The following is an 11247-nucleotide window of genomic DNA, read 5'->3' on the forward strand; positions in this document are numbered from 1 at the left end:
TTATCGTACGCGCCCCTTGAAAATGCTTGGAAAATCAAAATGTTGGAAGCATCCCTAAGCCAATTGGAACAGCTGGTCAGCGACCTGGTGCAACAGAACCAGACCCTGCTCGGCACTAACCAAACCCTGAGCGCAGAATTGGCCCAGGCCAAGGATGAAAACGAAAGCCTGCAGCTGAGCCTGATGGAACAGGAAGAGAAACAAGGTGCCACCGCCGCACGTATCCAGGCCCTGGTTGAGCGCGTTAGCGCCGGCCCAGTCAGCGCATGAATCACGGCGCCGCAGGGGTAAAAGTCGTCTCGATCCTGGGGGAGGACTATTCGATCAAGGCGCCGGCCGGGGAAGAGCAAACCCTGCTGGACGCCGCATTAATGTTGAAGGCTGCTTTGGCCGACACCAAAAAGAAGTACCCGACCCTGATCGGTGACCGCTTGCTGGTGCTGGCCGCGATGAATCTGTGCTCCCAGCAGATCGAAATGCAGAAACAGCACAAGCAGGAACTCGACCGTTACCAAGAGCAAGTCAGCGCCACGGTTGAAGTGATCTCCAAGACGATCGGCCAGCAAGGCTGACTCCGCACATCAAGGCGCCTTGGTCATCCGGGGCGCTACAACTCAAAAGACTCCCCCGTATCGGTTTTTCAAACTGCCGGGCGCCAGTTGACTCTCCTTAGTTGCGCGCCATTGGCTTCTTTAACGAATTCCGTATTGGTGACGACGTAAGTATTCGAGCCGATCTTGACGTGGTTGCCAGGCTCGAGAAGGGCAAGGTATTCGTTGCCACTGAACGGTTGCGACGTCTTGTACGTGGTGTTGTTGGCCAGGAAGATTTCAGCGAAGTATCGAACGACTATTTCGTTGGATTCGGAAAATTGCTTTTTGGTCACCGTCTGGGTAGTGCTACCTACTACGACCGTATCGCCGACGCTGGCTGCTTTGATAAACGCATCATTGTCGAGCATTGCTTGGGGCACTGAAGAACCCTTGTCACCAGTCATGTTCCAGCTCCTTGTCATTCCCGGCAGTTGATCCTGCGGAGTGGAAAGACTAAGCCTGGAGACAAAGCTCTGTAACCTGTCAAAGTTGACAGGTCTTCATTGCAGCTGACAGACGGTCTCCGCCGATAGGGCGCCACTCTTTATAAAAATTGCGTGCAAGTAATTGTTGTATGTGAGCGTAGTTTTTAACGGTTTGTATACAATCGGCACGCCAGTTGCAGCGTTTCAGCCTCTTATTCTTTGGGGGTGCTCCATGCAGTTCTGGCGACGCAGTATTCAATGGCAGTTGATCCTGAGCATGGGCACCGCCCTGCTGGTCAGTATTCTGATCGTGGTTGGCATTTATACCCTCGTGGTCAACCGTCTCGCCGAGCGCTATCTGGTCGAACAAGCGCTACCGTCGAGCATCGAAGCGATGCGCAACGACATCGAGCGAATCCTCGTTCAACCCCTCACCGCCGCCAAGGACATCGCCAGCAATAGCATGGTGCGCGACTGGTTGGTCGGGGGTGAAAACAGTGCTCAGACCAACACCTTCGTCACCTATCTGGAAGGCATTCGCGCCGAGCACAAAGCCTTTACCGCGCTGATCGTCGGCACTGCTTCAAACCACTACTTCACGGAAAAAGGCCTGGACCGGACCCTCAGCCGCTCCAACCCCAAAGACGCCTGGTTCTACTCGTTCCTCGACAGCAACCAGCCGCGCACCCTCAACATCGACAATGACACCGCGACCGGAGAGTTGGCGCTGTTCATCGACCTCAAGGTCGAGCAGGCCGGCAAAGTTGTGGGCGTTGCCGGGCTTGGCCTGAGCATGAAAGAGCTGTCGGAGCTGATCCACAACTTCAACTTCGGTGAGCGCGGCAAGGTCTATCTCGTGCGTTCCGACGGTTTGATCCAGGTTCACCCCGAAGCGCAGTTCAGCGGCAAACGCTCCTTGTCCGAACAGATTGGCGCCCCGGCAGCGCAAGCCGTCATGGGCCAACAAGCTGCCACCCACAGCAGCTTCGATCGCGATGGCGAAGATTTCCTGGCATTGAGCCTGCCGTTGCGGGACTTGGGTTGGACCCTGGTGGCCGAAGTGCCGCAGTCGCAGATCTACGCCGAAGCCCGCCGCGCGATGTGGATGAGCAGCGGTATCGGCCTGGCGGTGGCGCTGGTTTGCCTGATGCTGGTGGTGTTGTTGGCCCGTGGATTGGTGCGGCCGATCCGTCAGGTAACAGCGGCGCTGGTAGCCATCGGTAGCGGTGGTGGAGATTTGACCCACAGGTTAGATTCCAGTCGCGCCGATGAACTGGGCGACCTGGCTCGCGGCTTCAATCGATTCCTGGAAAGTCAGCGCGACATGATCGGCGAAGTGCTGACCACCAGCGAGCGTTTACGCACGGCAGTCGGCCAGGTGGCGCGGGTGGTGGACAACACCGCCGAACGCTCCGGCCGGCAGCAGGAAATGACCGACATGGTCGCCACCGCCGTCCACGAAATGGGCCTGACCGTGCAGGAAATCGCCCAGAACGCCGGCAACGCTGCGGTGGCTTCGCAAACTGCCCGCGATGAGGCGATGCAGGCGCGGGAAGTGGTGGGCGGGTCGATCCGGCATATTGAGAGCATGTCCGATGAGATTGGCCTCGCTGCCAGTGCGGTGGGCGAGTTGGCTCATCAGGTGGCATCCATCGATCAGGTGTTGGCAGTGATTCGCGGGATTTCCGAGCAGACCAATTTGCTGGCGCTCAACGCGGCCATCGAAGCGGCGCGGGCCGGGGACATGGGCCGTGGGTTTGCAGTAGTCGCGGATGAAGTGCGGACGTTGGCGCGGCGGACGCAGTCGTCGACTGATGAGATTCAGCAGATGATTGGCAGCCTCAAGCAAGGCGCGGAGAACGCGGTGTCGTCGATGCATTCCGGGCAAGCGGCGACGGGCACGGGCGTCGAGTCGAGCCAGCGCACCGGGGCGTCGTTGACGGCGATTACCGGACAGGTGGAACGCATCAGCGACATGAACCATCAGGTGGCGGCGGCGACGGAAGAGCAGTCGGCGGTGACGGAAGAGATTAACCGGAACGTGCAGGGGATTTCTGATTTGGCCCGTGCCACCGCGGGGGAGGTCAGGGCTTGTCGCGAGGATTGTCAGACGTTGCAGCGGTTGGCCGATGATTTGGCGCGACAGATGGGTAGCTTCAAGCTGAGCTAAACATTTGGTGCGTGCACTGACGCCATCGCGAGCAAGCTCGCTCCCACATTGGAACACGGTCAACTGTGGGAGCGAGCTTGCTCGCGATTGGTATTCAGCAGCGCTGCAAGTTTGTGATCAGAACCATTCATCCTGCATCGTCAGACACACATCATCCCGAGCCTCAAGAATCGCCAATTCATGGTGGCAACCCGGCACTTCCCACGTCAGAAAATACCGCGCCGCCTGCAACTTGCCTTTATAGAAGCTCACATCCGCCACATTCCCTTTGGCCAGCCCTTCCTCAGCGCGAATCGCCTGCTCCAGCCAGCGCCAGCCAATCACCGTGTGCCCGAACACTTTCAGGTACAGCGCCGAGTTCGCCAGGCTGCTATTAACCTTGCCTTGCCCCAAATCCGTCAGCAAACCAATGGTCACGGTTTGCAGACGCGCCACCAGTTTCTCCAGCGGCTCACGCAGCGCGGTCAACGATTCATACGCTTGAGCGCGCTCGGCGGTATCGGCAATCAGACGGATCAATTGCTTGAGCCCCGCACCACCGTTCTGTGCCAGTTTGCGGCCCAGCAAGTCCAGCGATTGAATGCCGTGAGTCCCTTCGTGGATCGGGTTCAAGCGGTTGTCGCGGTAATACTGCTCCACCGGGTATTCGCGGGTGTAACCATGGCCACCGAGTATCTGGATCGCCAGTTCGTTAGCTTTCAGGCAAAACTCCGACGGCCAGGATTTGACGATCGGCGTGAGCAAATCCAGCAGTTCGTGGGCCTGTTTGCGCTCGGCTTCAGTCTCAAGGGTCGTGGTGTCGTCAAACAACCGTGCCGCGTACAACCCTAAGTCGAACGAGCCTTCGACGTAGGCTTTCTGGGTCAGCAACATGCGTTTGACGTCGGCATGTTGAATGATCGCCACCGGTGCGGTGTTCGGGTCCTTGCTGTCCGGCACGCGACCTTGCGGACGTTCGCGGGCGTACTCCAGGGAGTACAAATAACCGGCGTAACCGAGCATCACCGCGCCCATGCCGACGCCGATCCGCGCCTCGTTCATCATCTGGAACATGTAGCTCAAGCCGTGATGAGGCTTGCCCACGAGGTAGCCGACACACTCGCCGTTGTCGCCGAAGTTCAGCGCGGTGGACGTGGTACCGCGCCAGCCCATCTTGTGGAACAAGCCGGCCAGCAGCACATCGTTACGTTTGCCCAGACTGCCGTCATCGTTGACCAGAAACTTGGGCACGATGAACAGCGAAATCCCTTTCACACCCGCCGGTGCATCCGGCAGCTTGGCCAGCACCATGTGCACGATGTTTTCCGACAGCGGGTGATCACCGCCGGAGATGAAGATCTTGTTGCCCTTGAGTCGATACGTGCCGTCAGACGCAGGCTCTGCGCGGGTACGAATATCCGACAGCGACGAGCCGGCATGCGGTTCGGTCAGCGCCATGGTGCCGAAGAAGCGACCGTCGATCATCGGTTGCAGGAAGCGCTGTTTCTGCTCCTCCGTGCCGAAGCTTTCGATCAGGTTCGCCGCGCCCATGGTCAGGAACGGATAAGAGGTCGACGCCGCGTTGGCGGATTGAAAGTGCGCAAAACAGGCCTGGGACAACAGCGTAGGAAGTTGCATCCCGCCCGCGTCGAAACTGCGTGCGGCGTTGAGGAAGCCGGCTTCAAGGAAGGCATCCACCGCCGGTTTCACTTCCGGAATCAGAATTGCCTGACCGTTCTCGTAGCGCGGTTCGTTTTCGTCGCCCTTGCGATTGTGCGGGGCGAAAAACTTCTCGGCGATGTTGCGGGCAGTGCCGATGGCAGCATCGAAAGTCTCGCGGTTGTGCTCGGCGAAACGCTCACGCTGGGTCAGGCCCTCGGCATCAAGGACTTCATACAGCTCGAAAGCCAGATTGCGGGAACTGAGCAACGTCTCGGACATGGCGGCCTACCTTTTTTTGGAATGGACCGAGTCTAGGCGTGGGGAGGGCGGGGTGAACAGGATGATTGATCTTGGTGATGGAGAAGCAAAAGATCGCAGCCTTCGGCAGCTCCTACAGAGAAACACGATCCCCTGTAGGAGCTGCCGAAGGCTGCGATCTATTGATCTTGCTTCTAAAACGCCGGACACCCATTGCGGATGCCCGGTCTTATTGCGGTTTAACCGATAGTCATCAAGCTCGCATTACCACCCGCCGCAGCAGTGTTAACGCTCAACGCCCGCTCGATCACCAGACGCTCCAGCGCAATGTTGGTCTCGCCTTGCGACAAACCATGAACCCCGACAATCGCACCGGCACGCTTGGCCACTTGCTGGCAGACCGCGCGCAGCTGATCGGAATGGCCGTGATGCAGAACCGCATCAAACAGCACTTCGTCCTTGCTCCAGTCGGAAACCAGCTTGATCTTCGCCTGAACTTCCTTCGGCAGACGTGCGAACAATGCCTTGGTCAATTCAGCTTCCGGCCATACCGCCGAACCGCCGACGGCCAATACCGCCGCCAGTTGCGTCAGCAGATCGCCTTCGACTTCCGCCAGGCACAGCACGTGTTCGCGCGGCAGGATGGCGTAGCTGTTGCGCTCGCCGGTCGGGCCCGCCAGAACACGGGTGATCCCGCTTTGCGATTGCGCCGCGAACTGCACGCACAGGGTGCTCAGGTCGGCAAACTTGTTACTGTCAGCCCAGGCTTGCAGGGCCTTCAGCGGTTTGCTCATGGCATCACGCAGACGAACGTCCGGTGCCGTGATGGCATCACCGCGAGCGAAGGATTGTTCGATTGCATCGGTAGGACGCGTCGACAGCAGACGGTACAGGTACAACGGACCGCCGGCTTTCGGGCCAGTACCCGACAGGCCTTCGCCACCGAACGGTTGTACACCCACCACAGCACCCACGATGTTGCGGTTCACGTAGACGTTACCGGCGTTGACGTTGTCGATCACCTTGGCGATGGTCTCGTCGATGCGAGTGTGCACGCCCAAGGTCAGGCCGTAGCCGGAAGCGTTGATCTGACCGATCAACTGATCGATGTCTTTGCGCTTGTAGCGAACCACGTGCAGCACCGGACCGAAGATCTCCCGTTGCAGCTCGTCGAAGCTTTCCAGTTCGATCAGCGTCGGCATCACGAAGGTGCCGCGTTTGACTTCTTCGGTGTTGGCGATGGCCACCTGGTACACGCTGCGACCTTTGTCACGCATGCCCTGGATGTGCTTCTCGATACCGGCCTTGGCTTCGGCGTCGATTACCGGGCCGATGTCCACGGACAGCCGCTCCGGGTTGCCGAGGCGGCATTCAGCCATGGCACCTTTAAGCATTTCGATGACGCGGTCAGCGGAATCTTCCTGCAAGCACAGCACGCGCAGTGCCGAGCAACGTTGACCAGCGCTGTCGAAGGCCGACGACACCACGTCGATCACAACTTGTTCGGTCAGTGCCGAAGAGTCGACGATCATCGCGTTCTGGCCACCGGTTTCGGCGATCAGCGGAATCGGGCGACCTTGTGCATCCAGACGACCCGCGACGTTGCGTTGCAGCAAACGGGCGACTTCGGTGGAGCCGGTGAACATCACGCCTTTGACCCGATCGTCGCCGACCAGACGGGCACCGACGGTTTCGCCACGGCCCGGCAGCAGTTGCAGCACGCCTTCCGGAATCCCGGCTTCGAGCAGCAAACGCACGGCTTGAGCAGCCACCAGCGGGGTTTGTTCCGCAGGCTTGGCGAGTACCGGGTTACCGGCGGCCAATGCAGCAGCGACTTGGCCACTGAAAATTGCCAGCGGGAAGTTCCACGGGCTGATGCAGACCACCGGACCCAATGGGCGGTGGGCGTCGTTGGTGAAATCGTTGCGCGCCTGCACCGCGTAATAACGCAGGAAGTCCACGGCTTCACGCACTTCGGCGATGGCGTTGGCGAAGGTCTTGCCGGCTTCGCGAGCCAGCAGGCCCATCAGCGGCTGGATCTCGCCTTCCATCAAGTCGGCGGCACGTTCCAGAATCGCGGCGCGTTCGGCGGGCGGGGTGGCCTGCCAGATCGGCGCAGCATTCAGGGCGCACTGGATCGCGTTGTCGACGTCTTCGACGGTCGCTTCCTGTACATAGCCAACCACGTCACGCAGATCGGACGGGTTCAGGACTGGCGCAGGGGTTTCAGTGTTTGAGGTGCAACCGAGCATCGGCGCGGCTTTCCAGTTGTTATGAGCGGTTGCCAGCAAGGCGCAGGACAGCGAAGCCAGACGATGTTCGTTGGCCATGTCGATGCCGCTGGAGTTGGCGCGCTCGGCACCATAAAGATCACGCGGCAGTGGGATGCGCGGGTGCGGCAGGCCGAAGCCGCCTTCCAGCGTAGCCATCCGCTCGATGCTGGCCACAGGATCGGCCACCAGCGCCTGAATCGAGATGGACTGATCGGCGATCTGGTTGACGAACGAGGTATTCGCACCGTTTTCCAACAGGCGACGCACCAGGTACGCCAACAGCGTTTCGTGAGTGCCGACCGGTGCGTACACGCGGCACGGACGGTTCAACTTGCCTTCGGAAACTTTGCCTACAACCTGTTCGTACAACGGTTCGCCCATGCCGTGCAGGCACTGGAACTCGTACTGGCCGGGGTAATAGTTCTGACCGGCGATGTGGTAAATGGCCGACAAGGTGTGGGCGTTGTGCGTGGCGAACTGCGGGTAGATGACTTCCGGTACCGACAGCAGTTTGCGGGCGCAGGCGATGTAGGAAACGTCGGTGTACACCTTGCGGGTGTAGACCGGATAGCCTTCCAGGCCTTCGACCTGGGCGCGTTTGATTTCGCTGTCCCAGTACGCGCCTTTCACCAGGCGGATCATCAGGCGATGACGGCTGCGGCGAGCCAGGTCGATCACGTAGTCGATCACGTACGGGCAACGCTTTTGATAAGCCTGGATCACGAAACCGATGCCGTTCCAGCCGGTCAGTTGCGGCTCGAAGCACAGGCGTTCCAGCAGATCCAGCGACAGCTCGAGGCGGTCAGCTTCTTCGGCGTCGATGTTCAGGCCGATGTCGTATTGCTTGGCCAGCAAGGTCAGCGACAGCAGGCGCGGGTACAGCTCGTCCATCACGCGCTCGTACTGCGCACGGCTGTAACGCGGGTGCAGTGCCGACAGCTTGATGGAAATGCCAGGACCTTCATAAATCCCACGACCGTGGGACGCTTTGCCGATCGAGTGGATGGCTTGTTCGTACGAGGCCAGGTACTTCTGGGCGTCGTGCTCGGTGAGTGCGGCTTCACCCAGCATGTCGTAGGAATAGCGGAAGCCTTTGGCTTCGAACTTGCTGGCGTTGGCCAGGGCTTCGGCGATGGTTTCGCCGGTCACGAACTGCTCGCCCATCAGGCGCATGGCCATGTCGACGCCCTTGCGGATCATCGGCTCGCCGCTCTTGCCGATGATGCGGCTCAAGGACGAAGTCAGGCCGGCTTCGTTGTGGGTGGCGACCAGTTTGCCGGTCAGCAGCAAGCCCCACGTGGCGGCGTTGACGAACAGCGACGGGCTGTTGCCCAAGTGCGGGTGCCAGTTGCCTGTGCTGATTTTGTCGCGGATCAGTGCGTCACGCGTGCCTTTGTCCGGGATGCGCAGCAGCGCTTCGGCCAGGCACATCAGCGCCACGCCTTCCTGGGACGACAGGGAAAATTCCTGCAACAGGCCCTGAACAATCCCGGCACGGCCGCCGGCGCTCTTCTGATTGCGCAGTTTTTCGGCAATCGAGGCGGCGAGCTTGTTGGTGGCTTCGGCCATGGCGATCGGCAGGCGAGCCTGCTCGATCAGCATCGGCACCACTTCCGGCTCAGGGCGACGGTAAGCGGCGGTGATCGAAGCGCGCAGTACCGATTGCGGCAGGATGCTTTCGGCGAATTCCAGGAAGCACTGGTGCGCGTGGTCGGCGTGGACTTCGCCGGCGTCGTCAGCGTCTTTGCTGATCAAACCGCTCAGCTCGGTCAGGGTTGCACCACCCTCGAGTTTTTCCAGGTAATTGAAAATTGCCTGCTTGATCAGCCAGTGTGGCGTGCGATCAATCGAGGTCGCGGCAGCCTTGAGGCGCTCGCGGGTCGGGTCGTCAAGTTTGACCCCAAGGGTGGTGGTAGCCATATTTTTATCCTCATGTTTGCCACAACCGCGTGGCATCAGCTGGCGGCAAGATTAGCCGTGCAACCGTCGAGGTGCAACCGGGTGCAACCCTTTTTTTGTCGGAATAATACGCAGCTCGTCAGGAAATAAATTCCGGTACGAACGTACCGCTCCTGCTTGGTGCTTTTGCTTCTAGTAAACCGACAGGACTGCGCTAAAAGGGAGCAAAAACGGGGTTTTTTCAGGTAAATCCGACTAGGTGCAACTTATTCTCAAGAAACTGGTTGCACCTTATTTGCTTTGTTGAATAGCATTCGCGCCCAAGGTGCAACCGGTCAAAAAAGACAGGTGCACCGGCTGATGGCTTTCCTGGGGAAACATCAGTCATAAATGCGCGGGCCCCGAAATCGTCTGAACAAACATTGTCGTTTGTCGGCGGCTTCACACTCTGCCGCTACATAAAAACAAAGCCAGGGCATCACTTAATGAGCGTAAGCAATCCAACACTGATCACGTTCGTGATCTACATCGCAGCAATGGTGCTGATCGGCTTCATGGCCTATCGCTCCACCAACAACCTTTCTGACTACATTCTGGGCGGTCGCAGCCTGGGCAGCGTCGTGACTGCATTGTCCGCCGGCGCCTCCGACATGAGCGGATGGTTGTTGATGGGCCTGCCGGGCGCTATCTACATGTCCGGTCTGTCCGAAAGCTGGATCGCCATCGGCCTGATCATCGGTGCTTACCTGAACTGGCTGTTCGTCGCCGGCCGTCTGCGCGTGCAGACCGAGCACAACGGCGATGCGCTGACCCTGCCGGATTACTTCTCCAGCCGTTTCGAAGACAAAAGCGGCCTGCTGCGGATCATCTCCGCGGTCGTGATCCTGGTGTTCTTCACCATCTACTGCGCATCCGGCATCGTGGCCGGCGCCCGTCTGTTTGAAAGCACCTTCGGCATGTCCTACGAGACTGCACTGTGGGCTGGCGCTGCAGCGACGATTGCCTACACCTTCGTCGGTGGTTTCCTGGCAGTGAGCTGGACTGACACCGTACAAGCCACGCTGATGATCTTCGCCCTGTTGCTGACGCCGATCATCGTGCTGCTGGCCACCGGTGGCATCGATACCACGTTCCTGGCCATCGAAGCGCAAGATCCAAGCAACTTCGACATGCTGAAAAACACCACCTTCATCGGCATCATCTCGTTGATGGGCTGGGGCCTTGGCTACTTCGGTCAGCCGCACATCCTGGCGCGTTTCATGGCGGCGGATTCGGTCAAGTCGATCGCTAACGCTCGCCGCATCTCTATGACCTGGATGATCCTGTGCCTGGGCGGCACCGTGGCTGTAGGCTTCTTCGGTATTGCCTACTTCTCGGCAAACCCTGCCGTGGCAATGCCCGTGAGCGAAAACCACGAACGTGTGTTCATCGAACTGGCCAAAATTCTGTTCAATCCATGGGTTGCCGGTGTACTGCTGTCGGCCATTCTGGCTGCTGTGATGAGCACCCTGAGCTGCCAATTGCTGGTTTGCTCGAGCGCCCTGACCGAAGACTTCTACAAAACCTTCCTGCGTAAAACCGCCTCCCAGGTAGAACTGGTCTGGGTCGGTCGTGCCATGGTGCTGCTGGTTGCCTTGATCGCTATCGCTCTGGCCGCTAACCCGGAAAACCGTGTACTGGGTCTGGTCAGCTACGCCTGGGCTGGTTTCGGCGCTGCTTTCGGTCCGGTTGTCCTGATCTCCGTGATCTGGAAAGACATGACCCGCGACGGTGCACTGGCCGGTATCCTGGTCGGCGCGATCACCGTGATCGTCTGGAAACACTTCGAACTGCTGGGCCTGTACGAAATCATCCCTGGTTTCATCTTCGCCAGCCTGGCGATCTACATCGTCAGCAAACTGGGCGCGCCTACTAAAGGCATGCTTCAGCGCTTCGCTGCTGCCGAGGCAGATTTCCGCCTGAACAAGTGATCGGGATGAGCTGATGCT

7 protein-coding genes and 1 pseudogene are annotated in these 11247 nt (G+C 59.3%); 5 read left to right on the top strand and 3 right to left on the bottom strand.

The annotated features are described in order from the left end of the window. The first annotated feature begins 39 nt into the window (after positions 1-39). Positions 40-270 carry a hypothetical protein gene (locus ACA079_RS02105; RefSeq protein ID WP_008149645.1) on the top strand — a complete coding sequence of 77 codons (231 nt, stop codon included), beginning with the start codon at positions 40-42 and terminating at the stop codon, positions 268-270. Then, entirely contained in the window at positions 267-572 is a 306-nt protein-coding gene (locus tag ACA079_RS02110) for a cell division protein ZapA (protein ID WP_282481040.1), read from the top strand. The genes ACA079_RS02105 and ACA079_RS02110 overlap by 4 nt, the downstream gene beginning before the upstream one ends. Before the next feature lie 68 nt (positions 573-640). Here ACA079_RS02110 and ACA079_RS02115 read toward each other — a convergent pair whose 3' ends face one another. Next, positions 641-997: a hypothetical protein gene (locus ACA079_RS02115; protein WP_497702412.1), complete on the bottom strand. Its 357-nt coding sequence runs from the start codon at positions 995-997 to the stop codon at positions 641-643. A 298-nt stretch (positions 998-1295) separates the two neighbouring features. Between ACA079_RS02115 and ACA079_RS02120 the strand changes: the two are divergent. Together ACA079_RS02120 and ACA079_RS02125 are read left to right on the top strand one after the other, a co-directional pair. Further along, positions 1296-2321, top strand: a pseudogene (locus tag ACA079_RS02120) (HAMP domain-containing protein); the annotation flags it as partial. Positions 2322-2456: 135 nt separating this feature from the next. Next, a complete protein-coding gene (locus ACA079_RS02125; RefSeq protein ID WP_371925561.1) occupies positions 2457-3188 on the top strand; it encodes a methyl-accepting chemotaxis protein in 732 nt (243 codons plus the stop codon). Between the two features lie 117 nt (positions 3189-3305). On the opposite strand, the gene ACA079_RS02130 is transcribed toward ACA079_RS02125, so the two are convergent. Together ACA079_RS02130 and putA are read right to left on the bottom strand one after the other, a co-directional pair. After that, positions 3306-5108: an acyl-CoA dehydrogenase gene (locus ACA079_RS02130; RefSeq protein WP_497702413.1), complete on the bottom strand. Its 1803-nt coding sequence runs from the start codon at positions 5106-5108 to the stop codon at positions 3306-3308. A 218-nt stretch (positions 5109-5326) separates the two neighbouring features. Next, complete coding sequence (gene putA / locus ACA079_RS02135) at positions 5327-9280, bottom strand: trifunctional transcriptional regulator/proline dehydrogenase/L-glutamate gamma-semialdehyde dehydrogenase (RefSeq protein WP_497702414.1); 3954 nt, start codon at positions 9278-9280, stop codon at positions 5327-5329. A gap of 464 nt (positions 9281-9744) precedes the next feature. On the opposite strand from putA, the gene putP reads away from it, so the two are divergent. After that, entirely contained in the window at positions 9745-11229 is a 1485-nt protein-coding gene (gene putP / locus ACA079_RS02140) for a sodium/proline symporter PutP (protein WP_497702415.1), read from the top strand. Positions 11230-11247 lie beyond the last annotated feature (18 nt).

The sequence above is a fragment of the Pseudomonas sp. LBUM1645 genome, from assembly GCF_059716185.1.

Bases quoted from the DNA above. Each gene is read 5' to 3' on its own strand.
- ACA079_RS02110 (WP_282481040.1), top strand. From the start codon at position 267: ATGAATCACGGCGCCGCAGGGGTAAAAGTCGTCTCGATCCTGGGGGAG.
- ACA079_RS02115 (WP_497702412.1), bottom strand. From the start codon at position 997: ATGACTGGTGACAAGGGTTCTTCAGTGCCCCAAGCAATGCTCGACAAT.
- putA (WP_497702414.1), bottom strand. From the start codon at position 9,280: ATGGCTACCACCACCCTTGGGGTCAAACTTGACGACCCGACCCGCGAG.
- putP (WP_497702415.1), top strand. From the start codon at position 9,745: ATGAGCGTAAGCAATCCAACACTGATCACGTTCGTGATCTACATCGCA.
- ACA079_RS02105 (WP_008149645.1), top strand. From the start codon at position 40: ATGTTGGAAGCATCCCTAAGCCAATTGGAACAGCTGGTCAGCGACCTG.
- ACA079_RS02125 (WP_371925561.1), top strand. From the start codon at position 2,457: ATGGTCGCCACCGCCGTCCACGAAATGGGCCTGACCGTGCAGGAAATC.
- ACA079_RS02130 (WP_497702413.1), bottom strand. From the start codon at position 5,108: ATGTCCGAGACGTTGCTCAGTTCCCGCAATCTGGCTTTCGAGCTGTAT.